Source organism: Candidatus Brevundimonas phytovorans, assembly GCA_029203145.1.
Taxonomy (GTDB): Bacteria; Pseudomonadota; Alphaproteobacteria; order Caulobacterales; family Caulobacteraceae; genus Brevundimonas; species Brevundimonas phytovorans.
On sequence record CP119309.1, the window covers coordinates 770,885 to 792,528 of the forward strand.

Below are 21,644 nucleotides of genomic sequence, written 5' to 3' on the forward strand. Positions count from 1 at the left end.
CCGCGTCCCTGTCCTCCTTCCGGTGTCACCTCATTGTCACGCACGAAGTAGCTGGCGAATTCGCTCGCTGTGCAAGCCTGTTTCTTTGATGGGTCAGTTCTCTGACTTAATGAGGAATTCCATTCCGCTTGCTCACTATTCCGAGCAATCGCATCGCAACATCAGAAGGTGGGCGGCGTGCAGGCGCTGATGACGACGCAGGGCACGTCGCCGACGTTGCGGAACCGATGCGGCAGCGTGCTGGGAAACAGGTAGCCGTCGCCTGCCTTCAGCACCCGCGATTGACCGTCCACCGTGACCTCCAGCCGCCCGGCTATGATCAGGCCGCCTTCCTCCCCCTCGTGGGACAGCATGACCCGGCCGCTGTCGGATCCGGGCTGATAGGTCTCATGCAGGATCTGCAGGCTGCTGTCCTGACCCGAGCCGAGTTGGCGATAGGAGACCTCGCCGCGCGAGATGTCGGTCAGTTCGTCGTGGCGATAGAAGTGCTTGGTCGGGGTCTCGAACTCGGAACTGAAGAATTCGCCCAGCGACACGCCGGCGGCGTCCAGCAGGCGTTTCAGCGAGCCGACCGAGGGGCTGGTCCGGCCGCTCTCGACCAGGCTGACGGTGCTGGAGGGCACGCCCGCCTTTCGCGCCAGCGCGCGTTGCGACAGGCCCAGCCGGTCCCGCAGGGCGCGCAGGCGCGGGCCGATGATGTTGTCGCCGTTGTCTCCGTCTCCGCGGGCCATCGGGGTCATCCTCGCTTGCGGGTCAGCAGGTCATAGGCTGCGCGGGCCATGACCTTGGCCGAGTTGGTCATGTCGTCGATGCCGACCCATTCGTCGGGTTGGTGCGCCAGATCCAGCACGCCGGGGCCGTAGGCGATGCAGTCCTTCAGCTTGCCGATGCGGTCGATATGCTTCTGGTCATAGGTGCCGGGCGAGCAGACGAACTGCGCCTTCCTGCCCAGCACCGTCTCGATGGCGGCGGCGGTGGTGCTGGCCACGGGCCCGTCGCGGTCGGCCATGCTGGGGGCCACCTGGAACAGGTCACGCATCTCGTAGCGGAAGCCGTGGCGTTGCGCCGCCAGCCCGTCGAGGATGGCCTTCACCTCGCCCTTCACGTCGTCCAGCGTCTCCTCGATCAGGAAGCGACGGTCGATGATCATGCGGCTGGAATCGGCGACGCAGGGCGCGGGCAGGCCGTCGAAGTCCTCGCTCTGGCCGCCGTGGATCGAGTTGATATTCATGGTGGACTGGCGGGCGCCTTCGGGCACGACGGGCATTTCGGAATGGCGGCCCGCCATGGCCGGATAGAGCTTGTCCTCGAAGGCCTGCATCACCGCATTCATGTGGCGGATGGCGGAATCGCCGAGGAAGGGCATGGAGCCGTGGGCGATGCGGCCCTTGGTCTCGATTTCGGCCCACCAGACGCCCCGGTGGCCGATGCAGACCCGGTCCACGTTCAGCGGCTCGGGGATTATGACGTGATCGACGCGCGGGGTGGAGAACCAGCCGCGCTCGGCCAGATAGGCGACGCCGCCGTAGCCGCCGGATTCCTCGTCCACCGTGCCAGAGACTTCGAGCGCGCCGGGCAGGGGCAGGCCGGAATCGATCAGGGCCTCCACCGCGATGATGGAGGCGGCCAGCCCGCCCTTCATGTCGCAGGCGCCCCGGCCATAGACGCGGCCGTCCTTCACTACGCCTGCGAAGGGATCGACGGTCCAGCCGGCGCCGACCTCGACCACGTCGATATGGCTGTTGAAGTGGACGCAAGGCCCCGGCTCGCTGCCGGTCCAGCGGGCGATGACATTGGTGCGGGGATAGGCGTCGCTGTCGCCCGGCGAGCCCTCGCCGCGAACATATTCAACGGTGAAGCCGCGCTTCTTCAACCGTTCGCCGATGTATTCGGCGCAGGGGCGATAGGCCTCGCCTGGCGGGTTGACGGTGGGAAAGCGGATCAGGTCCTGGGTCAGGGCGACCAGTTCGTCGGTGCGACCGTCGATCAGGTCCATGACGGTCTGCATTGTGGGGGCGCTCATCGGTCGGGCCTCACTGGGGAACGGCGTCCAACGCGGCCAGCACCGCGTCGGTCATCTGGATGGTCGAGACGGGGGCGACGCCCGCCTCTGCGATATCCGGGGTGCGAACGCCCTGGGCCACAACGCGGCGCACGGCGCGCTCCAGTCGGTCGGCCAGATCGGTACGGTCGAAGGAGTGACGCAGGCACAGGGCGAAGGACAGGATGGTCCCGATCGGATTGGCGATGCCTTGGCCCGCAATGTCCGGCGCCGAACCGTGGATCGGCTCATAGAGGGCGCGGCTGCGGCCGGGGTTTTCCAGCCCCGACAGCGAGGCCGAGGGCAGCAGGCCCAGCGACCCGGTCAGGGCCGCCGCCGCGTCCGACAGGATGTCGCCGAACAGGTTGTCGGTGACGATGACGTCGAACTGGGCCGGGCGGCGCACCAACTGCATGGCGCAGTTGTCGGCATACATGTGGGTCAGTTCCACATCGGGATAGTCGGCGGCGACCTCGGTCGCCACAGTGCGCCACAGGGCGCCGGTCTCCATGACATTGGCCTTGTCCACCGAGCAGAGGCGGCGCTGGCGACCGCGCGCGATCTCGAAGGCCGTGCGGCAGACGCGGGCGATCTCGGCCTCGGTATAGGCCTGGGTGTCATAGGCGCGGCGCTGGCCGTCAGGGCTGATCTCGTTGGCGCGGGGCAGGCTGAAATAGACGCCTGCGGTGGCCTCGCGCACGATCAGGATGTCGAGGCCCCGGATCAGTTCCGGCTTCAACGCCGAGGCGTCCAGCAGTTCGTCGAAACAGACGGCGGGGCGCAGGTTGGCGTAGAGGTCCAGCGCCTGACGCAGCCGCAGAATGCCCATCTCGGGCCGTTGAGCGCGGGGCAGGTGGTCCCACTTCGGCCCGCCGACGGCGCCGAACAGGACGGCGTCGGAGGCCAGGGCCTGAGCCACCACATCCTCGCTGATGGGCGCGCCCACGGCGTCGATGCTGGCGCCGCCCGCCAGTCCCTCGCTCAGTTCAATCCGCAGCCCGGCGTTCCGGGCCCAGTCGACGACGCGCAGGGTCTCGCGGATGATCTCCGGCCCGATGCCGTCGCCCGGCAGGACCAGCAGCTTGAACGGGCGGTCAGATGCATCGGCCACCGTCCACCTCCATGGCCACGCCGGTGATCATCGACGCGTCGTCGGAGCAGAGGAAGGCGGCGGCGGCGCCCATGTCCTCGGGCGTCGAGAAGCGGCCGATGGGGATGGAGGCCAGGAATTTCGCCCGGACCTCGGGCGTGTCCTCTCCCATGAAGGTCTTCAGCAGAGGCGTCTCGCCCGCCACCGGGTTCAGGGCGTTCACCCGGATCTGGAAGGGCGCCAGTTCGACCGCCATCGCCCGCGTCGCCGTGATGACCCAGCCTTTCGAGGCGTTATACCAGGTCAGATTGGGGCGCGGGCTGACCCCGCCGGTCGAGGCGATGTTCAGGATGGCGCCGGAGCCTTGCGCCTTCATTACCGGTACGAAGGCCTTAGACATCAGATAGATGGAGCGCATATTGACGTTGGCGATGCGGTCGAACATCTCGTCCGACAGTTCGTCCAGCGGCTGGGGCCTGTGGCCGACCCCGGCGTTGTTGACCACGATATCGACGCCGCCCAGCAGACGGTTCGCCGCCTCGGCCAGAGTGGTCACGTCAGCGGCGCTGGCCACGTCCACTTTCACGCCCAGAGCTTCGTCGCCGAGTTCAGCGGCCAGGGCGCGGGCCGCGTCCCCGTTCAGGTCGGCGACGATGACGCGGGCGCCTTCCTCGGCGAAGCGGCGCGCGATGCCGGCGCCGAAGCCGGAGGCTCCCCCCGTGACGATCGCTCGCTTGCCCTCCAGCCGCTTCGATCTGTTCCCCTCCAACGCGAGACTCCCCTATCCGTGATGGGCCGCGACGGTCTTGAGCGTGGTGAAGGCGTAGAGCGCCTCGAACCCCTTCTCGCGACCGTGGCCCGACTTGCCGACGCCGCCGAAGGGCAGTTCGACCCCGCCCGCCGCGCCGTAATTGTTGATGAAGACCTGTCCGGCCCGCAGCCGTTTCGCCAGCCGCATCTGCCGTCCGCCGTCGGCGGTCCAGACCCCGGCGACCAGGCCGTAATCGGTGCCGTTGGCGATGGCGATCGCGTCCTGCTCGGTGTCGAAGGGGATGACGACGACGGCGGGGCCGAAGATCTCTTCCTGCGCCAGCGGGTGATCGGGCGCGACCCCGGCGAACAGGGTGGGGGCCACATAGGCGCCGCCTTCCGGCAGGTCCTGCAGCGTCGCCTGCGCCGCGATCAGGCCGTCGGCGCGGCCCCTTTCGATATAACGCTCGACCATGGCCTGCTGCTTCTTCGACACCAGAGGGCCGACGTCGCGGTCGTCCATGGCCGGGCCGACGGTCAGGGCGCGGAAACGCTCGCCCATGCGGCGCACCACCTCGTCATAGACGCCGCGCTGGACCAGGATGCGCGATCCCGCCGAACAGGTCTGGCCCGCATTCTGGACGCCCGCGTTGACCAAGAATGGCAGGGCCTTGTCCAGATCGGCGTCATCAAACACCAGTTGCGGCGACTTGCCGCCCAGCTCCAGCGTCACCGGCACGGCGTTGACCGCCGCCGCCTGCTGGATGGCCACGCCGACGCCGGTCGAGCCGGTGAAGGATAGGTGGTTGATGCCTGGATGAGCCGCCAGCGCCGCGCCGGCCTCGGCCCCCGTGCCAGTCACGACGTTCAGCGCGCCCGCAGGCAGACCGCAGTCGGCGGCGATGTGAGCAAAGGCCAGAGCCGTCAGCGAGGCCTGCTCGGCGGGCTTCAGCACCGCCGCATTGCCGACCGCCAGCGCCGCCACCACCGACCGGCCGATGATCTGCATCGGATAGTTCCAGGGGATGATGTGACCCGTCACCCCGTGCGGCTCGCGCAGGGTGTAGACCGTGTAGCCGTCGAGGAAGGGAATGGTCTCGCCGTGCAGCTTGTCCGCCGCCCCGGCGTAGAACTCCAGATATCGCGCCAGGGCGACGACATCGTTGCGCGCCTGTTTCAGGGGCTTGCCGACATCCAGCGCCTCAAGCTCGGCCAGCAGGTCGATGCGGGCTTCGACTTCGCGGCCCATGCGCGCCAGCACCCGCCCGCGCTCGACTGCCGTCATGCGGCCCCAGGGCCCAACCAGCGCCGCGCGCGCGGCCTCGACCGCCGCGTCGATGTCCGCAGCTACGCCCGCCGCCAGCACACCCAGGGTCTCGCCGTTTGAAGGGTTCTCAATGGCCAGGGTCTGACCGCCGCTCGCCGCCCGCCACCGGCCGCCGATAAAGACCTGATCCGTGGGGAAGGGCGCGACCATCAAGCTCTGCTCACCATCATCGCTCGCCGTCGCGAACGCTCGAAAGTCAGTGGGCCTGATTATGGATTACGCAACAAGCCCTTTTTGGCTGAGACGCAAGTGACTGATTTTCTGTTGTTGGTGATCGGAATTCTGATCGAATGGCCGACCTGTGATCATGAGCGACCGAAGCGACCGCTCAGCGTGGGTGGCTCGACGTGCGGGTAGGGCAAGGCTAGGCTTGCGCGATGAAGCCTTCGTCGCTGCAGGACATCCTGCTGATTGTCATCCTGGTCATCGGCGCGATCGGCGCCATCCTGTCAGCCTTGGCGGTTCTGGCCGCGTTCGGCGTCAGTCTCTATGCGGCCATCGTCGGCTAGGCGCGGCGATTACGGATCGCTTTTGCCCCGAAGGGCGACTGTCTTGATCAAAGGCCGGTGGCGGAGAGGGTGGGATTCGAACCCACGGTACGCTTCCACGTACGCCGCATTTCGAGTGCGGTACATTCGACCACTCTGCCACCTCTCCGCGGGGCCGATATTCGCTTGGTCGAGCGAGGGGCTTCTCTAGTCAAAGGCGCGGCGGGCCGCAAGCGATTCCAGCGAAGAAATTCGATAAAAGTTTCAGCGCTGTCCGGGCAGGGTCAGGCCGGGTGCGGGACCGCCCAGAGGATCGGCGCCGACGAAGCGGAAAAGCTCTGCCGGACGGCCGCCGGTGTCGCTGGAGAACACGCCTGTGGCCTTGACCAGACCGGCGCGTTCGACGCCGCGACGGAAGTTCTGCTTGTGCAAGGACAGTCCTGCGACGGCCTCGGCGGCGGCCTGTAGCGCGGACAGGGTGAAGGTGTCGGGGGTCAGGTCGAACAGGACCGGGCGGTACTTCAGCTTGGAGCGCAGACGGCCGAGCGCGGTGGCGACGATGCGGCGGTGGTCGGAGGCCATCGGCAGATCGGGAAGGAGCGGCGGCGCCGGGCGGTCATGGTCGCGGGCCGACTCGGCGACCAGTCCGGCCTCGTAGAGCAGCTCATAGCGTTCCAGCACCCGCTCTTCGTTCCAGCGACGGTCCGGGGTCAGGGCGAACAGGGTCTCGGCGCGGCCCAGGCGGCGGGCGTCGCCGTCGGCCCAGGCGCGCAGGGCCGGCGCCAGCGTCTGCATCACGGCGGGCGGACCGTCGCGCCAGTCCTCCCACGGGAAGATGTCGAAGACGGGCGTCCAGGCGGCGTCCAGGCCGGGGGCCTCGGGCGCGTCGGCGGTCAGGGCCAGATAGCCGACCGAGACCTCGCGCGCGCGCTCAGGGCCGGGCGTGGCGCGCGGCGAGGCGCGGCCCGCATCCCCGAAGGTGTAGAGCTGCTCGACAAAGCCCAGCGGAAAGCCGGTCTGCTGGGTCACGAAGGCGCGCAGGGCCAGTTCGAAAGTGCGGTCACGCGCCGGATCGAACGGGCCGAAGGGCAGGGCTGGGGCGCCGTCCGCAGCGTGGGTGGTCAGGACCACGGCCTGACCGGCGCGCAGGGCGATGACCACGGCCGACAGACCGATGCGCACGCCCTGTTCAGTGCCTTGTGCCGCTCCCCCTTGCGCCATGCCGTTCCTTATTCCGTGTGCCAGGCGTCGGCGCCGGGCAGGATGCCGACAGCTTCGGCCAGAACGCGGTAGCGGTCCAGATAGCGTTGCTGCGCCACCGAGGCGGGCAGGGGGTCGATGATCAGGTCGTAACCGGCGGGCGGGGCGCCGAAGATCTGTAGCGACTCGCGCTTGTTGAAGCCGGCCAGCTGCGTCGCCTCATAGAAGGCGCAGGCGCGGTCGGCCTTCTTGATCAGGACCTTGATGGTCTGCGGCGTCTTGGGCGGCAACTGGAAGCGGACGTGGATGGCGGCCTCCAGCCGGGCCTCGAAGTCCTTGTAGCCGGCGCCGAGCGCCGACTTGAACGGCGAGATCATGTCGCCGATGACGTATTCCGAGGCGTCGTGCAGCAGGGCGGCCAGGCGCCACTTGGGCTCAAGACCCGGGCGGATGTGGGCGGCGATCTCTTCGACCACCAGCGAGTGCTGGGCGACCGAGAAGGCGTGCTCGCCGATCGTCTGGCCGTTCCAGCGGGCGACGCGGGCCAGGCCGTGAGCGATGTCCTCGATCTCGATGTCGAAGGGCGACGGATCGAGCAGGTCCAGGCGACGGCCGGACAGCATCCGCTGCCAGGCCCGCGGAGGCTTGGGGGTTCTGGGCTTGGGCTTGGGCGCCAGGTCTTCGTGTTCTTCGGGCAAGTTCGTGGTCCTGCGCATGGGGCAGGTGAGGTGACGCATCCCGAACGCCCGATCAAGGGCAGGCGTTGCGATTCGTGGGGGTTAATCCCCGACGTTCAGCGTCACCAAGGCCTTGGCGGCCTCGAACACACGGTTTTCGTTGCGATCCTTGCCGCGCACGGTGGCGACGACGATGGGGCCGCCGGCGGGGCCGCGCGCCTCATAGCCGACCACGCGCCAGCCGGTGCGCGAGGACTGATCGGCGGTCATCAGGAAGGTGGCGCGCACAGCCTCGCCCGGGGTGACGGTGCGGATGCGGGCGCCGCTGTCGCCGGCGTCGATGGTCACGGATTCGCTCGAGGACGGACTGGAGCGGACCTTGACCTGGCCGTTCCTGTCGTCGGCGCGGATGGTCAGGCCGCCGATCCTGATGTTGGCGCGGTCGCCGTCGGCGTCGATATGCATGCCGGGCAGACGAACGGTGGCCTTGTCGCCCTGGGCGTCGATGCGCACGCCTGGGGCGCTGATGTGGGCGGAGTCCGCGGAGGCGGCGCCGGCCATCGCGGCGGCGCGTTCGGCATTCTGACCGGCACGTTCGGCCTCGGCCTCGGCGCGGGCGGCCTCGGCCTCCGCGCGTTCCGCATCGGCGCGGGCGCGGGCTTCATCGGCGCGCGCCTCGGCCATGGCTTCGGGCAGGTCGGCGCTGAGGCGGTTCTCGAATCCCTTGAGCACGCTGTCCGTCGAGCCGCCGTTCAGGCTCACCAGTTGCAGCGTGACTTCGGAGCCGCGCGGGCCGCTGTAGATGCAGGTGGTGCCGTCCGCCTGGGCCGAGCCCTTGCGGGTCAGAACGCCTTGCGTCTGCGGGCATTGCAGGGCGTCGACCACCTTGAGCACCCCCGCCGCATCCTTGCCGGACGAGGTCGAGGTGATGCGCACCGTGCCGCCGTTGTCGCAACCGGCGGTCATCAAGGCGAGCGCGCAGACGGGCCAGAGGAGGTGATGCATGGTCGGCTCCTGTTCGAACCCGATTGTGCGCGCAAGGCGCAGCTATTCCAGTGAAATCGCGGTAATCGAAGGCGGCTGGATCGCGGCGGCCTCAAGATCCGGGGCGGCTGCCTTCGCGGCGGTTCAGGAAGGCCAGTCGCTCGAACAGGTGCACGTCCTGCTCGTTCTTCAGCAGGGCGCCGTGCAGGGGCGGGATCAGCTTGCCGGGCGTCTTTTCGCGCAGGGTCTCCGGCGAGACATCGTCGACCAGCAGCAGCTTCAGCCAGTCCAGAAGTTCCGAGGTCGAGGGCTTCTTCTTCAGACCTGGCGTGTCGCGGATTTCGTAGAAGGTCTTCAGCGCCTCGGCGACCAGGCGCGGCTTGATGCCGGGGAAGTGGACCTCGACGATGTCCTGCATGGTCTCGGCGTCGGGGAAGCGGATGTAGTGAAAGAAGCAGCGGCGCAGGAAGGCGTCCGGCAGTTCCTTTTCATTATTCGAGGTGATGATCACGACGGGCCGAACCTCGGCGCGGATCGTCTCGTCAATCTCCTGGACGTAGAACTCCATGCGGTCGAGTTCCTGCAACAGGTCGTTGGGGAACTCGATGTCGGCCTTGTCGATCTCGTCGATCAGCAGGACGGGGCGGGCCGGGGCGGTGAAGGCCTCCCACAGCTTGCCCTTCTTCAGATAGTTGCGGACGTCATGGACGCGCTCGTCGCCCAGCTGGCTGTCGCGCAGGCGGCTGACGGCGTCGTATTCATAAAGGCCGTTGTGGGCCTTGGTCGTCGACTTGACGTGCCAGGTGATCAGCGGCGCGTTCAGCGCGCGGGCCAGCTCATAGGCCAGAACCGTCTTGCCGGTGCCCGGCTCGCCCTTGATCAGCAACGGTCGCTCCAGCGCCACCGCCGCATTGACCGCGATCTTCAGATCGTCGGTGGCGATATAGTCGGACGTGCCTTCGAACCGGCTCATGAAAGACCTGCTCCAATCGGGGGGATAGGAGCAGGTAGCTTATCAGAACCCGCCTGAACAGACGGGCGGGCGCAGCTCAGGTGATGCGTTTCGCCGAAACCGGGTCGCTGGCAGGGAAGGTTTCCTCGACGCCTTCATCGAGCAGGGCTTCCTGACGGTTTTCCGCCTCCTTGGCCTTGTCCTTCAACTGGTCGGGTTTGCCCTCCTCGCGCGCTGCAGACTTGGCGGGCGGGGTGTTGGTGTCGCAGTCTTCCTGGGTCTTGGTGGGGTGATGATCGCTCATGCTCTCTCCTCGCTGTCGGGGCCGTAGCCCAGGTCCTCGATGTCATCGTCGGAAAGGCGCCGGGCCTCCCAGTGGGCCGCGCTGGCCTGGGCGCCGCGCCGGTTGCGCATCAGGCCGGCGTAAACCAGTTCGACTTCGTCGGGGCTTGCACTGACCTGACCATGGGCGTCCGCCTCGCTTACGCGGACCGAATCGACCCCTAGCAGGGCGTCGGCCTCGGCCTCGACGCCGTCCAGGGCCAGGTCACGTTCCAGATCGAGATCGTCCTCATCAAAGGGCTCGTCGTCCGCGTCGCCCTCGGTCTGGGTGACGTCCAGAACATCCTCGACCTCATCGAGCGAGAGGTCGCCTTCGCCCTCGTCGTCGATATGGGTCTCGTCATAGACCTCGGCCTGGTCCTGGGCGTCGAAATCGTGGTCCGGGTTGCCCATCATGCGCCTCCTTGCTGAAGAGGTAACGGCGCAGGCTGGCGCGACGTTCCGTTCTTTCGGCGGCCGTCGCTGTTGACTGGAATTTCCCGCAGCCGCGAGTGAAGGGATGGTTAACCACGTCGCTTTACAGTTCGTCAGCTGCCGGCCGTTCAGGTTGGGGCGCGCTACGGAGAGTCGCTTTGCCGCTGAAACTATCGCTCAAGCCCGGCGAAAAATTCGTCCTGAACGGCGCTGTCGTCCAGAACGGCGACCGGCGCGGCGTCCTGGTCCTTCAGAACAAGGCCAGCGTCCTGCGCGAAAAGGACATCATGCAGCCCGAGGACGTCACCACGCCCGCGCGCCGCATCTATTTCCCCGTCATGATGATGTATCTCGACGAGAACGAAGCTCCTAAATTCTATGATGAATTTGCTTTGCGCCTGACGGAGTTCATGGGGGCGGTTCGCAACCCGGATATCCTGACGGAATGCGTTTCCTGCTCCAAGCATGTGCTGGCGCGGCAGTACTACAAGGCCCTGATGGGCGCCCGTAAGATCGTCGATTACGAAGACCAAAGGCTCGGCAATGTCGCTTCAAGCGTACAAGACGGCGGCGACGCGGGCTGAATCACCGCGCGAAATGGAATACCGGCTGTTCGGCCAGGTGACGCGCGCCCTGATGCACGCGGCCACGGTCGACAAGTCGGACATCACCACGCGGATCGACGCGATCGACTGGAACCGCAGGCTCTGGTCGACCCTGTCGACGTCGTGCAGCGAACCCTCGAACGCCATGCCGCAGGCGCTGCGGGCCCAGATCATTTCTCTGGACCTGTTCATTGGCCGGCACAGCTCGGCGGTGATGCGCGGCGAGGGGGATTTCGAGACCCTGATCGACATCAATCGCATGGTCATGCAGGGCCTGGCGCCGCCGGCTCAGGCCGCTTGATCGCAGCCTGATCACGAAGGCGGGAGCAGGCTTTACGAAGGGCCGCGACCGGCCCTAGCCTGACCTTCCTGTTTCAGCAGCTGAAAGGAGGTGGCCAGTGTCTCATTGTCATCAATCGCGAGCGACAGCCGCGATCTGGACCTCGCGGGAGGTCCGGGCCTGATCCTTCGGGAAGGCAGCGGTTCGACCCTTCGCGGTCAGACAATGAAGCGTCGCTGGGGCAACCCGGCGGCGCTTTTTGTGTCTTGATGTGTGGGCTATCGCGCTGCGCGCTACTTGAGCGCTAGAATAATGTGCTGATCCAGTGGGCGATGCCGTGGATTATGGCGACGACCGTGGTCCAGACCAGGGCCAGATAGACGCCGCACACAGCGGTTCCGATCAGGCCGGCGATGATGAAGACGCCGTCCCTCTGGATGATGGCCAGGCCGAAGATCGCCAGGGTCAGGCCGGGCAGGGCGTCGCCGAACGGCACGGGCAAGGCCATCATCAGCGCCAGCAGGATGCAGATGACCCCGATAACCACATCCGCCGCCTCGCCCGTCAGGACCGGGATGCGGGGCCGCGTCAGGCGTTCAACCTGGCGCAGACGAGGCAGGATCTTCTGGCTGGCGCTCTGATAGGTGGCGCGGCTGACCGAGGCCTTCATCAACCAGCGCGGCAACCATACCCTGTCGCGTTGCAGGGCCAGTTCGGCGGCGATCAGGATGATCGGTACTGAAAAGACGGCCTTGCCGCCTGGGGGCCAGGGGATCAGGGCCATCAACGACAGCATCAGGATGACGGCGCCAAAACCCCGCTCGCCGAAGGCCTCGACCATCTCGCGCATGGTCAGCTTGGGATCGTCCCCATGACCGAGGGATTCCAGAACGTCGGAAAACGTCCGGTCCTCATCCGGCGGCAGTAGCGTGGGAACAAGCGTCATCAGGCGAGACTCGGGGCGCGAAGGTTCGCCAAGTTAGGGGCGGCGGGCGCCCCACGCCATCCCTGACGCATGGGTTGCGGCTTAATGTTTCGTCACATGCCGGGGTTTGTCGGCGCGCGGCGTCTGCGCCAGGGCCTCAAGCTGGGCCTCGGTCATGGAGTCGATCATAGCCTTGGACGCGCCCTTCAGCGCCGACCGCGGGGTCTCGCCCCGCTTGGCCGACAGGGCGGCCCCGGCGGCCTTTTGCTGGGCGGCGGATTTGGCGGGCATGACGGCTCTCCTGCGTGAGGAGGAAAAACCGCCGGCCCGCCGTCCAGTTCCGTCAGCCCAGCAGTTCGCGTCCGATCAGGAAGCGGCGGATTTCATTGGTGCCGGCGCCAATGTCATAGAGCTTGGCGTCGCGGACCAGCCGCTCGACCGGCCACTCCCTGGTGTAGCCGGCGCCGCCCAGGGCCTGAACGGCTTCGAGCGACACCTTCACGGCGTTTTCCGAGGCCAGCAGGATCGCTCCAGCGGCATCGTAGCGGGTGGTCTTGCCCTGATCGCAGGCGCGGGCCACGGCATAGACATAGGCGCGGGCGCTGTTCAGGGCCACGTACATGTCGGCCACCTTGGCCTGCATCAGTTGGAAGGAGCCGATCGGCTTGCCGAACTGCTTGCGCTCGCGGACGTAGGGCAGGACGACGTCCAGCGCCGCCTGCATGATGCCCAGAGGCCCGCCCGACAGGACGGCGCGCTCATAGTCCAGGCCGCTCATCAGCACGCCGGCGCCGCCGCCGACGGGGCCCATGACGTTCTCCTCGGGGATTTCGCAGTCCTCGAACACCAGTTCGGCGGTGTCGGAGCCGCGCATGCCCATCTTGTCCAGCTTCTTGGAGACCGAGAAGCCCTTCATGCCGCGCTCGACGATGAAGGCGGTGCAGCCCTTGGAGCCGGCCTCGGGATCGGTCTTGGCGTAGACCACCAGGGTGTCGGCCGAGGGGGCGTTGGTGATCCAGAACTTGGTGCCGTTCAGGACGTAGCGGTCGCCCTTCTTGTCGGCGCGGGTGCGCATCGACATGACGTCCGAGCCCGAACCGGCTTCCGACATGGCCAGGGAGCCGATGTGCTCGCCCGAGATCAGCTTGGGCAGGTATTTCTGCTTCTGCTCGGGCGTGCCCCAGCGGCGGATCTGGTTGACGCACAGGTTGGAGTGGGCGCCGTAGCTGAGGCCGATCGAGGCCGAGGCGCGCGACACTTCCTCCATCGCCACGACGTGTTCGAGGTAGCCGAGACCGAGGCCGCCGAACTCTTCCTCGACGGTGATGCCGTGCAGGCCCAGCTCGCCCATCTCAGGCCAGAGTTCGCGTTTGAACTCGTTCTTCTCGTCGATTTCGGCGGCGAGGGGGGCCAGTCGGTCGGCGGCCCAGCGGGCGGTGGTTTCACGAATGGCGTCGGCGTTCTCGCCGAGGCCGAATTCCATGGATTGGGGCGCGAAGGGAATGCTCATGCCGCAAGGCGTAGCATCGCGCACGGCCTTCGCAAAGCGGCCTTATGCGACGCTTTTATCGTCCCGCTTTCTCGTCAGGTTCCAGCCCGCCGCCGCGATGAACACCAGGCCGATCACGGCCAGGACACCGCCGATCAGGATGGTGCCGTCGGTCGCTTCATGACCCGCCAGAACCCGGCGGAAGGCGGCGATTCCCGCCGCGAAGGCCAAGAGGCCGATGCCGCCGATGAAGACGACCGCGCCAGTGTCGTTCCGAGCGGCCGCTGACGCGCGTCTTTCGTGACGCAGAACCTGCACCGTCGCGGGCGCATCGTCCTCGACAGGGGCCAGGGCGCCCGGACCCTGGACCGGGGCGGTCAGCAGCAGATCAAGCGGGGCGGGGCGGTCGGGCGCGGCGTCGAACAGGGCCCGCTCGGCCGAGCGCCGGCGATAGGGGGCATCGACAGGCGGCTGCACCCGGTCGGGCCAGCCGCTCAGGGCCTCGGCGGCGCGCGCAGGGGCGCCGGCGTTCAACTGCTCCAGCACGTCCGAGCTCTCGAAGCGTTGGACCCCGACCGAGAAGATGAAGCTGGCCAGGGCGTCGAACTGATGCTGGTTCAGCGGGATCGAGACGCGATGGTTGATGGCCTCGACGACCGGCAGCAGATCATATTGCAGCAGCAGTTCGGCCTCGGCCTCGGTGATGGTCGCGCCAGGCCGGGCCGACTTGACGTGGCCATAGCCGATGACCGGCGTGCCGTCGCGACGACGCACGGTCCGGGGGCGGAAGCCCTCGAAGCTCTTGATCAGAAGCAGGCCCTCACGGGACACCTTCAGACGCTGTGACGGGGCTGCGGACACGGACTGACCCATTTCGAAACGGGCGCGCTCGCCCGCCAGGCGAAGCAGCAAGCCGCGTTCCGAACGGCGTCGGGTCAGAGCAGGACGCCCCCCTACAGCAGGACGATGGTCGCCAGGCCGAGGAAGATCAGGAAGCCGAAGAAGTCCGTGGTCGCGGTGACGAAGACGGCCGAGGACACAGCCGGGTCGAACTTCAGCTTGGACAGGGTCAGCGGCGTCAGCACCCCGACAGTGGCCGCCACCAGCAGGTTCAGGATCATGGCCGCGGCGATGACCGCGCCCAGACGCCATTCGTGGAACCAGAAGCCCGCCGCCAGGCCGATCAGGGGCGCCAGAACCAGGCCGTTGGCCAAGCCCACCGTCATCTCGCGCCAGAAGGTTCGGGCGGCGTTGGACGAGGTTAGTTCCCGCGTGGCCAGGGCGCGCACCGTCACAGTCAGGGCCTGCGTCCCGGCGTTTCCGCCGATGGCCGAGACGATGGGCATGAGGACGGCCAGGGCCACGATCTGCTGGATCGTGCCCTCGAAGAAGGCGATGACCCCGGCGCCGAGCACGGCGGTGAACAGGTTGATGCCCAGCCACGGCACGCGGCCGCGCACGATTTCCAGGACGCCCGAAGACCGATCCTCGTCCGAGACGCCGGCCAGACGCAGGATGTCCTCGCGGTTCTCTTCCTGAATGATATGGACGATGTCATCGACCGTCAGTTGACCGACCAGACGCCCGCCAGTGTCCACGACGGGGGCCGAGATCAGATTGTACTTCTCGAAGATGTAGGCGACTTCTTCCTGATCGACATCGACGTCGATGGCGTTGACCGGCTGCATCAGCTCGGTCAGCGGCGTCTCGCGCGGCGCGCGCAGCAGGCGGCTGATGGCCACGCCGCCGACCGGGCGGTTCACCGGATCGACGACATAGATGTCGAAGAAGAGCTCGGGCAGGTCCTCGCCTTGACGGCGGACGTGGTCGATGGTGTCGCCGACGTTCCAGAACTGCGGCGCGGCCATGACCTCGCGCTGCATCAGGCGGCCGGCGGAGTCCTCAGGATAGCCCAGCGAGCTTTCGATCGCGGCGCGATCGACCTCGGGCATGGCGGCCAGCACCTTCTCGCGCTGGTCGTCCTCCAAGTCCTCGACCACGGCGGCGGCGTCGTCGGAGTCCAGCTCCTGCAGGGCCTCGGCCAGGGTCAGGTGGGGCACCCGCTCCAGCACTTCCTCGCGGATGCCGTCGTCCAGCTCGGGCAGGGTGTCGGCCAGCAGCTCCGGCGGCAGCCACTGCACCACCACGGCGCGGTGCTCGGACGTCAGGAAGCCCATCAGGTCGGCGACGTCGGCGGGGTGCAGGTCTTCCAGCAACCCGCGCAGGCGCATGCCGTCGCCGTCGTCGGCGGCGTCCACGACCTTTTCGACGAAGGACGCCGTCAGGGCGTAGTCCTCGCCGAGGGCGACGTGATCTTCGGTTTCGATTTCAGTTGCAGGGGCCGGGGAGGCGGAATCCGTGTGGGTCACGTGTCTGCCTCCCCGAATGTTTTCAGCCCTGGTAGGAGGCCGAATGTCGCCCTGTCAGATCGATGGTGCGGTCGAGAAGACTCGAACTTCCACGGGTTGCCCCACAGCGACCTCAACGCTGCGCGTCTACCAATTCCGCCACGACCGCTCGCATCGGAGGGCGGGCAATAGCGGAGAGGCGACGGAAAGAAAAGGGGGTTTTGCGGAAATAGGCGAAGGGGATGATTTTCCTCCCCATTTCATGGGGAGGGGGACCACGAAGTGGTGGAGGGGGCGGCGCAAACGGCTGACGCGGAGTCGCCCCCTCCGTCACGACGCTATCGCGCCGCGCCACCTCCCCATTCGCTCCGCAAACAGGGAGGAAAGCGGGAAATTGAGCCGCGTCGGGTCGAGAAGGCGGAGCCTTTTGACCGCGACTCCAACATAAACTGAGCCGCGTCGGGTCGAGAAGGCGGAGCCTTCTGACCGCGGCTCCAGCATTAAGCCGCGCCGGCCATGAAGTCGTAGATGTCGGCGGTGCGGGTCACGGTGATGGCGATGCGGTCATCACGAATCTCGATCTCGCCGCGCGCGACCGGATGATTATTCGCCAGGATCCAGACCTCGTCGCGTTCGGAGGCGTCGAGCGGGATCACCGCGCCGCGACCCATGCGCAGCAGCTGTTGCATCGGCAGGACCGAACGGCCCAGCACGACCGAAATCTCGACTTCGACGGCTTCGATCTGGCTCAAGACGATACTCACAATCAACGGGCGGCCCTTGCGCCGCCGCGTCGAGAGACACATTGAAGCGTCATGCTTGCCGACCCGTTAAGTATCGCCCCGTCATCTTTGATCCGCCTCGACGGCCGTGCCGTCGAATGGGCGGTCTCGACCGGCTATGTCGACTACGAACCCGCCGTCGCGGCGATGGAGGCCCGCGTCGCCGCCATCGCGGCGGGTGAGGCCGAGGAGGTGGTCTGGCTGCTGGAGCATCCGCCCCTCTATACCGCGGGTGTCTCGGCCAAGGACGACGACCTTCTGGCGCCCGACCGCTTTCCGGTCCACCGGACGGGGCGGGGCGGGCAGTTCACCTATCACGGGCCGGGCCAGCGCGTGGCCTATGTCATGCTGGACCTCAACAAGCGCGGCAAGGACGTGCGGGCCTTCGTCCATGGTCTGGAAGACTGGATCATCGGCGCCCTGGATCAGTTCGGGGTCGAGGCGGGGATGCGCGACGGCCGCGTCGGCGTCTGGGTCGAGCGCAAGGGCGCGGGCTGGAGCCGCGAGGACAAGATCGCCGCCATCGGCGTCAAGGTCCGCAAATGGGTCAGTTTCCACGGCATTAGCCTGAACGTGGAGCCGGATCTGGACCATTTCGGCGGCATCGTGCCCTGCGGCATCACCGAGCACGGCGTCACCAGTCTGGTCGATCTGGGCGTTCTGGCGACGATGGATGAGGCGGACGGGGCCTTGAAGGCCTCTTTCCAGCGAGTGTTCGGCCCGGCTCAAACCGGCGAGCCGCCGCTCTAGGCCTTGGGCGGTGCGCCGTAGCGGTTGAAGGTCTTCTGGCCCGGCAGCAGCACCAGATCGACGCAGACCATCATCAGCAGCCCAAGAGCGATCCAGTCGAACGGCGCCGCCGGGCGCGGCCAGGCCATGGCGAAAGCCAGCAGGATGAGCCCGCTCCACCATCCCGACCGTCCTCGATCATGCAGCCGCTGCGACAGCAGGCAGGCGCCGCAATAGAGCAGGGCCGCCGCGACGAGCCAGCCGACGATGTCATGCGCCTTGAGCGGCGCCCAGAGGTCGAAGGCCGCCCATAGCAACAGCACGGCGCCCGCCCCGACGAGGAAGGCGATGCGGCCGATGCGGCCGCTGGACGTCAGAAACAGATCAGAGAAGCGCTGCATCCGCCCGGATTAGGGCCCTGTCCGGCCCGAGTAAACGGGCGGGAACGGCGGCAAGCGTGGCGGTCAATTCGTCGCGGGGCTTTAACGGGGCCCTTTCTTGGGTTTAAACACGGCGAAACCGCGTTTCGACGGCCTTCTGGGAGTATCCTCCATGCAACGTCTGCTCACCGCCTCGGCGGCAGTTCTCGCCCTGGCCCTCGCGGCCGGCAGCGCCTCGGCGCAGAACTTCAGCGATCTCGCGCGTCAGGACCTTCAGGCCACGCACGACGCCCTGAAGGCCAACCACCCCGCCGCCGTGGTGCCGGGCGCCGCCAGCGAAGCCTTCCGCGGCTGGATCGACGCGGGCCTGCAGGACGCGATGTCCAAGGCCAGCCAGGTCAACAGCGGCGAAAGCCACGCCTACCTGCTGCGCTACTACGCCAACGGCTTCCGTGACTCCAACATCGCCACCAGCCCGACCTTCGAGGGGGCCAGCCCCTTCTTCGCCACCGGCTGGCCCGGCGTGGCGACGGCCTGGCGCAACGGCGAGTATGTCGTCTCCTACGTCCAGCCGGGCGTGCGCGGCGCGCCGCCGGTCGGCGCCGTGGTCAAGAGCTGCAACCTTCAGCCGATCGCCGAATTCGCCAAGGCCAAGCTGGATGGCTTTGAAGGCGACCTGACGACCGAGGCTGCGCGCGTCCGCACCGCGCCCTATCTGCTTTGGAACCGCAACAATCCCATGGCCGGCGGCGTGCCCTCGACCTGCGAGTTCCAGATCGGCCGCCGCGCCCGCGAGATCTCGCTGAGCCCGCAACCCGCCACCCCGGCCAATCTGGAAGCCGCCTACCGCGCTTCGGTCTTTACGCCGGGCGCGGCCAAGCTTTCGATCGAGCAGGTTGACGGCCGTCCGTGGCTGCACGTCAACTCGCTCGAAGACAACGCCGGCTGGGACGCCTTCTTCGCCCAGGTCGAGGGCCAGATCGACACCCTGCGCGGCGCCCAGGGCCTGGTCATCGACCTGCGCGGCGCCGAGGGCGACTCGGTCAACGCCACTTCGCGCGGCTATGGCCTGGCCAACCGTCTCTGGACGCCGGAGTTCACCGTCAGCCGCCAGCCGGAAGCCGGTCAGATCACCTATCGCGCCACTCCGACCAACCGTCAGTGGTTCGCCGACACCCTAGGCCGGATGCAGGCCGATCCCCGCTTCGTGCAGGAATCGGCCGCTGTGATCGAACAGACCCAGGCCATCGTCGCCGCCTTTGACGCCGCTCTGGCCGCCGGCCAGCAGACCTTCGTCATGCCGGGCCGTCCCTCTGTGGCCGACACCGGCGCCGCCAACCCGGTCCAGGGCAAGGTCGTGGTTCTGGTTGACGGCGGCTGCACCAACGGCTGCCTGGACACCCTCGACCTGCTGACCCGCCTGCCGAACGTTCGTCTGGCCGGTTCGCCGACCGCCGTGGACTCGATCTTCATCGAGCCGACCGTGCAGCGTCTGCCGTCCAACTATTCGGACCTCAGCTATGGCCACAAGGCCTGGACCACGCGTCAGCGCGGCAACAACCAGGGCTATGTCCCGGCGCAGGGTCTGGCCTACACCGGCAACCCGACCGACGAAGCCGCCGTGCGCGCCTGGGTGGGGACACTCTTCTAGGGGCCTACCGCGCTTCGCGCTCATTTCATGAGTGGGCCTACCGCGCTTCGCGCTACTTGAGGCCATGTTCTAGGGCCTACCGCGCTTGCGCTACTTGAGGCCCGTTAGGGGCTGCGAAGCGATCTGATCTATTGGGGCCGGACGGTGGAAACATCGTCCGGCCCTTCCTATTTTGGGCTCATGACCCAGACCGAATCCCCCACGCCGCTGCGTTCGCCCTCGGGCTTTGATCTGACGCCGCCGAGCGAGAGCCAGCGCATCGCCCTGGAGGCTGACCTGTCGCCGGAGGAGAAGCGCGTCCTGCTGGCCCATGGCACCGAGGCGCCGTTCTGCGGGACCTTGCTGGGCGAAAAGCGGGCCGGGGTCTTCTGCTGCCGGGAATGCGGCCTGCCGTTGTTCCGTTCGGCGACCAAGTTCGAAAGCGGCACCGGGTGGCCCAGCTTCAGCGTCCCGGTGGACGAGGCGCACGTTCGCGCCGTTCGTGACGAGACCTACGGCATGGTCCGTGTCGAAACCCGCTGCGCCCGCTGCGACAGCCATCAGGGCCACGTCTTCCCCGACGGTCCGCCGCCCTCCGGCCTGCGCTACTGCATCAACTCGGTGGCCCTCAGCTTCGTGCCTGAAGGCGCCGCCCTGCCGGACCCTCTGGGACGCGGCGACGGGACCGCCTGAGCGAATAGTCGTTTTGGGGCCGCATTTGCGGTTAGGGTGGGGGTGAACGGGAGTATGGGCGCATGATGATCGAACTGGCCGCCGCCGCGATGCTGCTGGCGAACATGGACCCGGAGGGCGTGGTCGCGACTGCGCCGCGCGGCCAGCAGGCTATTCCGACGGTCACAGCCGCCGCCCTGGCTGAAGCCACCACCGATGCTTCGCCCAGCACGACGGTTCAAAGCGCCGCCCCGCACGGCCTGTCGACGGACGAGCAGATTTCTCGCTGGATCGGCGAGCGCACGGCCAGCGCGGCCCCTGCGCCGATTGATCCCTGGGCCGAAGCGGACGCCGGACCGCGCAGGATGCACGGCCAGGTCAGCGTCGGCATGGGGACAGGCGGCTATCAGGACTATTCGGCGGCCGTCTCCTTGCCGCTGGGCGAAACGGGCACGCTGAACCTCATGGTCAGCCAAACCAAGAACAGCCCCTGGGGTTATGGCTACGGTTCGCCGTGGGGCTATCCCTATGGCGGCGGCTATGGCCGCCCGTTCGGGCTGGTCGAGCCGTTCGGCTATGAGGGCGGCTATCGCAGCCGGACCTATGCCCCTCTGCGCAGCCGTTCCGAGCTGCGCAACGAGGACGTGACGACCAAGTCGGCCGGTGTCTCGATTCAAATCGGCGGTAACTAGCCCCATCTCGGACTGAGGCGTTCGCGCCACGGCGCGGCATGTTTCGACCGGGGCGTCCCATCGCCGCATTCCCTTTGGGCGGCGATCTCCCATATGCGTCGGGAGATAGAGGACCAGTATGGATAGTTTGCTTAGTTCGGCCGCCGATTTCATCGCCAGACACCATGTCTGGGCCGGGGTCGTTCTAGGGGCAGTCACCTTTCTGGAATCCTTGGTCGTGATCGGCGCCTTCGTGCCGGCCACGGGCCTTCTGGTCGCCGCTGGCGGTCTGGTGGCGGCAGGCGTGCTCGACCCCGTCAGCGTCATCGCTGGCTGCGTCATCGGCGCGGTCATGGGCGACGCCATCTCCTACTGGATCGGTCGCCGTCTGGGCACGGGCGTGCTGCGCCAGCCCATGCTGCTGCCCCATCGTCGCAAGATCGCCTGGACGCGGCTCTACTGCCGCCGCTACGGCGTGGCTTCCATCTTCATCGGTCGCTTCTTCGGCCCGCTGCGCGCCTTTGTGCCGGTTATGGTCGGCGTGCTGCGGATGCGCCAGCGCGTCTTCCAGCTGGCCAATGTCACCTCGGCCCTTGTCTGGGTCCTGGCCATGCTGGCGCCCGGCTATCTGGCCGCCAAGGGTCTGGCGCAGCTGGAGTTCATGAGCGAGGCCCACGGTCCGACCCTGATGCTGATCGCCTTTGGCGCTCTGGTCGTCGTGGCGGTCGTTGGGATGCGCTGGCTGAAGGGCAGGGCGGCGAAACGCTCGGCCCTGCTGGCGGCGGCGGTCAAGTAGGCTGTCCTCTAGACGAGCATGAAAAAAGGCCCGACCGGATGGTCGGGCCTTCTTCGTTTTCAGCGCTGACGC

The 21,644-nt window shown here is 67.3% G+C and carries 26 protein-coding genes and 2 tRNA genes; 8 read left to right on the forward strand and 20 right to left on the reverse strand.

Annotated elements, in window-relative coordinates; all coding sequences use genetic code 11:
- Nucleotides 1-161: 161 nt before the first annotated feature.
- The 5 genes from P0Y52_03615 to P0Y52_03635 are packed head-to-tail and all read right to left on the reverse strand — an operon-like array spanning nucleotide 162 to nucleotide 5,358.
- Nucleotides 162-731 carry a cupin domain-containing protein gene (locus tag P0Y52_03615; protein ID WEK58637.1) on the reverse strand — a complete coding sequence of 190 codons (570 nt, stop codon included), beginning with the start codon at nucleotides 729-731 and terminating at the stop codon, nucleotides 162-164.
- Nucleotides 732-736: 5 nt separating this feature from the next.
- Entirely contained in the window at nucleotides 737-2,023 is a 1,287-nt protein-coding gene (locus P0Y52_03620; GenBank protein ID WEK58638.1) for an acetylornithine deacetylase/succinyl-diaminopimelate desuccinylase family protein, read from the reverse strand.
- A gap of 10 nt (nucleotides 2,024-2,033) precedes the next feature.
- Nucleotides 2,034-3,152 carry a 3-isopropylmalate dehydrogenase gene (gene leuB, locus P0Y52_03625; GenBank protein ID WEK58639.1) on the reverse strand — a complete coding sequence of 373 codons (1,119 nt, stop codon included), beginning with the start codon at nucleotides 3,150-3,152 and terminating at the stop codon, nucleotides 2,034-2,036.
- Nucleotides 3,136-3,900 (reverse strand): SDR family oxidoreductase, encoded by a 765-nt coding sequence (locus tag P0Y52_03630; protein WEK58640.1) that lies wholly within the window; start codon nucleotides 3,898-3,900, stop codon nucleotides 3,136-3,138. Before P0Y52_03630 ends, leuB begins: the two co-directional genes overlap by 17 nt.
- A 12-nt stretch (nucleotides 3,901-3,912) precedes the next feature.
- Nucleotides 3,913-5,358, reverse strand: coding sequence for an aldehyde dehydrogenase family protein (locus P0Y52_03635; GenBank protein WEK58641.1), 1,446 nt, complete (start codon nucleotides 5,356-5,358; stop codon nucleotides 3,913-3,915).
- Nucleotides 5,359-5,585: 227 nt separating this feature from the next.
- Between P0Y52_03635 and P0Y52_03640 the strand changes: the two genes are divergently transcribed.
- The gene (locus P0Y52_03640) at nucleotides 5,586-5,717 is read left to right on the forward strand and encodes a hypothetical protein (GenBank protein WEK58642.1); all 132 of its coding nucleotides are present in this window, start codon (nucleotides 5,586-5,588) and stop codon (nucleotides 5,715-5,717) included.
- Nucleotides 5,718-5,775: 58 nt separating this feature from the next.
- Here P0Y52_03640 and P0Y52_03645 read toward each other — a convergent pair.
- The 7 genes from P0Y52_03645 to P0Y52_03675 form a co-directional block, all read right to left on the reverse strand.
- Nucleotides 5,776-5,865, reverse strand: a tRNA-Ser gene (locus P0Y52_03645).
- Nucleotides 5,866-5,960: 95 nt separating this feature from the next.
- The gene (locus tag P0Y52_03650) at nucleotides 5,961-6,917 is read right to left on the reverse strand and encodes an NAD regulator (protein WEK58643.1); all 957 of its coding nucleotides are present in this window, start codon (nucleotides 6,915-6,917) and stop codon (nucleotides 5,961-5,963) included.
- A gap of 8 nt (nucleotides 6,918-6,925) precedes the next feature.
- Nucleotides 6,926-7,519, reverse strand: a complete 594-nt coding sequence (locus P0Y52_03655) for an HD family hydrolase (GenBank protein WEK59438.1) — start codon at nucleotides 7,517-7,519, stop codon at nucleotides 6,926-6,928.
- 156 nt (nucleotides 7,520-7,675) lie between these two features.
- Nucleotides 7,676-8,578: a methyltransferase type 11 gene (locus P0Y52_03660; GenBank protein WEK58644.1), complete on the reverse strand. Its 903-nt coding sequence runs from the start codon at nucleotides 8,576-8,578 to the stop codon at nucleotides 7,676-7,678.
- A gap of 91 nt (nucleotides 8,579-8,669) precedes the next feature.
- Nucleotides 8,670-9,530 (reverse strand): MoxR family ATPase, encoded by an 861-nt coding sequence (locus tag P0Y52_03665; protein WEK58645.1) that lies wholly within the window; start codon nucleotides 9,528-9,530, stop codon nucleotides 8,670-8,672.
- A gap of 76 nt (nucleotides 9,531-9,606) precedes the next feature.
- Nucleotides 9,607-9,813, reverse strand: coding sequence for a hypothetical protein (locus tag P0Y52_03670; GenBank protein ID WEK58646.1), 207 nt, complete (start codon nucleotides 9,811-9,813; stop codon nucleotides 9,607-9,609).
- Nucleotides 9,810-10,244, reverse strand: coding sequence for a hypothetical protein (locus P0Y52_03675; GenBank protein ID WEK58647.1), 435 nt, complete (start codon nucleotides 10,242-10,244; stop codon nucleotides 9,810-9,812). Before P0Y52_03675 ends, P0Y52_03670 begins: the two co-directional genes overlap by 4 nt.
- A 179-nt stretch (nucleotides 10,245-10,423) precedes the next feature.
- Here P0Y52_03675 and flbT point away from each other — a divergent pair, with 179 nt between their 5' ends.
- Together flbT and flaF are read left to right on the forward strand one after the other, a co-directional pair.
- Nucleotides 10,424-10,849 (forward strand): flagellar biosynthesis repressor FlbT, encoded by a 426-nt coding sequence (flbT, locus tag P0Y52_03680; protein WEK59439.1) that lies wholly within the window; start codon nucleotides 10,424-10,426, stop codon nucleotides 10,847-10,849.
- The gene (gene flaF / locus P0Y52_03685) at nucleotides 10,809-11,171 is read left to right on the forward strand and encodes a flagellar biosynthesis regulator FlaF (GenBank protein ID WEK58648.1); all 363 of its coding nucleotides are present in this window, start codon (nucleotides 10,809-10,811) and stop codon (nucleotides 11,169-11,171) included. Before flbT ends, flaF begins: the two co-directional genes overlap by 41 nt.
- Before the next feature lie 283 nt (nucleotides 11,172-11,454).
- Here the strand turns inward: flaF and P0Y52_03690 are convergent, their stop codons facing one another.
- The 7 genes from P0Y52_03690 to P0Y52_03720 all read right to left on the reverse strand — a co-directional run bounded on the left by P0Y52_03690 (nucleotide 11,455) and on the right by P0Y52_03720 (nucleotide 16,664).
- On the reverse strand, nucleotides 11,455-12,096 hold the full coding sequence (locus tag P0Y52_03690) for an exopolysaccharide biosynthesis protein (protein WEK58649.1): 642 nt from the start codon (nucleotides 12,094-12,096) through the stop codon (nucleotides 11,455-11,457).
- 81 nt (nucleotides 12,097-12,177) lie between these two features.
- Nucleotides 12,178-12,366, reverse strand: coding sequence for a DUF3008 family protein (locus tag P0Y52_03695; protein WEK58650.1), 189 nt, complete (start codon nucleotides 12,364-12,366; stop codon nucleotides 12,178-12,180).
- 52 nt (nucleotides 12,367-12,418) lie between these two features.
- Complete coding sequence (locus P0Y52_03700; protein WEK58651.1) at nucleotides 12,419-13,585, reverse strand: isovaleryl-CoA dehydrogenase; 1,167 nt, start codon at nucleotides 13,583-13,585, stop codon at nucleotides 12,419-12,421.
- Nucleotides 13,586-13,627: 42 nt separating this feature from the next.
- Nucleotides 13,628-14,476, reverse strand: a complete 849-nt coding sequence (locus tag P0Y52_03705; protein ID WEK58652.1) for a lysozyme — start codon at nucleotides 14,474-14,476, stop codon at nucleotides 13,628-13,630.
- A 41-nt stretch (nucleotides 14,477-14,517) separates the two neighbouring features.
- Entirely contained in the window at nucleotides 14,518-15,933 is a 1,416-nt protein-coding gene (gene mgtE / locus P0Y52_03710) for a magnesium transporter (GenBank protein WEK58653.1), read from the reverse strand.
- Between the two features lie 63 nt (nucleotides 15,934-15,996).
- Nucleotides 15,997-16,081 (reverse strand) — tRNA-Leu (locus tag P0Y52_03715).
- A gap of 331 nt (nucleotides 16,082-16,412) precedes the next feature.
- Nucleotides 16,413-16,664, reverse strand: coding sequence for a FliM/FliN family flagellar motor switch protein (locus P0Y52_03720; protein WEK58654.1), 252 nt, complete (start codon nucleotides 16,662-16,664; stop codon nucleotides 16,413-16,415).
- Nucleotides 16,665-16,727: 63 nt separating this feature from the next.
- On the opposite strand from P0Y52_03720, the gene lipB reads away from it, so the two are divergent.
- The gene (lipB, locus tag P0Y52_03725; GenBank protein WEK58655.1) at nucleotides 16,728-17,444 is read left to right on the forward strand and encodes a lipoyl(octanoyl) transferase LipB; all 717 of its coding nucleotides are present in this window, start codon (nucleotides 16,728-16,730) and stop codon (nucleotides 17,442-17,444) included.
- Here the strand turns inward: lipB and P0Y52_03730 are convergent.
- Nucleotides 17,441-17,824, reverse strand: coding sequence for a DUF805 domain-containing protein (locus P0Y52_03730; protein WEK58656.1), 384 nt, complete (start codon nucleotides 17,822-17,824; stop codon nucleotides 17,441-17,443). The genes lipB and P0Y52_03730 overlap by 4 nt on opposite strands.
- A gap of 151 nt (nucleotides 17,825-17,975) precedes the next feature.
- On the opposite strand from P0Y52_03730, the gene P0Y52_03735 reads away from it, so the two are divergent.
- The 4 genes from P0Y52_03735 to P0Y52_03750 all read left to right on the forward strand — a co-directional run bounded on the left by P0Y52_03735 (nucleotide 17,976) and on the right by P0Y52_03750 (nucleotide 21,572).
- Nucleotides 17,976-19,454 carry a hypothetical protein gene (locus tag P0Y52_03735; protein WEK58657.1) on the forward strand — a complete coding sequence of 493 codons (1,479 nt, stop codon included), beginning with the start codon at nucleotides 17,976-17,978 and terminating at the stop codon, nucleotides 19,452-19,454.
- A gap of 180 nt (nucleotides 19,455-19,634) precedes the next feature.
- The gene (gene msrB, locus P0Y52_03740; protein ID WEK58658.1) at nucleotides 19,635-20,126 is read left to right on the forward strand and encodes a peptide-methionine (R)-S-oxide reductase MsrB; all 492 of its coding nucleotides are present in this window, start codon (nucleotides 19,635-19,637) and stop codon (nucleotides 20,124-20,126) included.
- Between the two features lie 62 nt (nucleotides 20,127-20,188).
- On the forward strand, nucleotides 20,189-20,797 hold the full coding sequence (locus P0Y52_03745; GenBank protein WEK58659.1) for a hypothetical protein: 609 nt from the start codon (nucleotides 20,189-20,191) through the stop codon (nucleotides 20,795-20,797).
- Between the two features lie 118 nt (nucleotides 20,798-20,915).
- Nucleotides 20,916-21,572 (forward strand): DedA family protein, encoded by a 657-nt coding sequence (locus P0Y52_03750; protein ID WEK58660.1) that lies wholly within the window; start codon nucleotides 20,916-20,918, stop codon nucleotides 21,570-21,572.
- Nucleotides 21,573-21,644: the final 72 nt, after the last annotated feature.

What these genes read in the sequence shown, in the direction of transcription:
- P0Y52_03615 (WEK58637.1), bottom strand. Translation starts at nt 731, where the DNA reads ATGGCCCGCGGAGACGGAGACAACGGCGACAACATCATCGGCCCGCGC.
- P0Y52_03620 (WEK58638.1), bottom strand. Translation starts at nt 2,023, where the DNA reads ATGAGCGCCCCCACAATGCAGACCGTCATGGACCTGATCGACGGTCGC.
- P0Y52_03635 (WEK58641.1), bottom strand. Translation starts at nt 5,358, where the DNA reads ATGGTCGCGCCCTTCCCCACGGATCAGGTCTTTATCGGCGGCCGGTGG.
- P0Y52_03640 (WEK58642.1), top strand. Translation starts at nt 5,586, where the DNA reads ATGAAGCCTTCGTCGCTGCAGGACATCCTGCTGATTGTCATCCTGGTC.
- P0Y52_03650 (WEK58643.1), bottom strand. Translation starts at nt 6,917, where the DNA reads ATGGCGCAAGGGGGAGCGGCACAAGGCACTGAACAGGGCGTGCGCATC.
- P0Y52_03655 (WEK59438.1), bottom strand. Translation starts at nt 7,519, where the DNA reads ATGCTGTCCGGCCGTCGCCTGGACCTGCTCGATCCGTCGCCCTTCGAC.
- P0Y52_03660 (WEK58644.1), bottom strand. Translation starts at nt 8,578, where the DNA reads ATGCATCACCTCCTCTGGCCCGTCTGCGCGCTCGCCTTGATGACCGCC.
- P0Y52_03665 (WEK58645.1), bottom strand. Translation starts at nt 9,530, where the DNA reads ATGAGCCGGTTCGAAGGCACGTCCGACTATATCGCCACCGACGATCTG.
- P0Y52_03670 (WEK58646.1), bottom strand. Translation starts at nt 9,813, where the DNA reads ATGAGCGATCATCACCCCACCAAGACCCAGGAAGACTGCGACACCAAC.
- P0Y52_03675 (WEK58647.1), bottom strand. Translation starts at nt 10,244, where the DNA reads ATGGGCAACCCGGACCACGATTTCGACGCCCAGGACCAGGCCGAGGTC.
- flaF (WEK58648.1), top strand. Translation starts at nt 10,809, where the DNA reads ATGTCGCTTCAAGCGTACAAGACGGCGGCGACGCGGGCTGAATCACCG.
- P0Y52_03690 (WEK58649.1), bottom strand. Translation starts at nt 12,096, where the DNA reads ATGACGCTTGTTCCCACGCTACTGCCGCCGGATGAGGACCGGACGTTT.
- P0Y52_03695 (WEK58650.1), bottom strand. Translation starts at nt 12,366, where the DNA reads ATGCCCGCCAAATCCGCCGCCCAGCAAAAGGCCGCCGGGGCCGCCCTG.
- P0Y52_03700 (WEK58651.1), bottom strand. Translation starts at nt 13,585, where the DNA reads ATGAGCATTCCCTTCGCGCCCCAATCCATGGAATTCGGCCTCGGCGAG.
- lipB (WEK58655.1), top strand. Translation starts at nt 16,728, where the DNA reads ATGCTTGCCGACCCGTTAAGTATCGCCCCGTCATCTTTGATCCGCCTC.
- P0Y52_03730 (WEK58656.1), bottom strand. Translation starts at nt 17,824, where the DNA reads ATGCAGCGCTTCTCTGATCTGTTTCTGACGTCCAGCGGCCGCATCGGC.
- P0Y52_03735 (WEK58657.1), top strand. Translation starts at nt 17,976, where the DNA reads ATGCAACGTCTGCTCACCGCCTCGGCGGCAGTTCTCGCCCTGGCCCTC.
- msrB (WEK58658.1), top strand. Translation starts at nt 19,635, where the DNA reads ATGACCCAGACCGAATCCCCCACGCCGCTGCGTTCGCCCTCGGGCTTT.
- P0Y52_03745 (WEK58659.1), top strand. Translation starts at nt 20,189, where the DNA reads ATGATGATCGAACTGGCCGCCGCCGCGATGCTGCTGGCGAACATGGAC.
- P0Y52_03750 (WEK58660.1), top strand. Translation starts at nt 20,916, where the DNA reads ATGGATAGTTTGCTTAGTTCGGCCGCCGATTTCATCGCCAGACACCAT.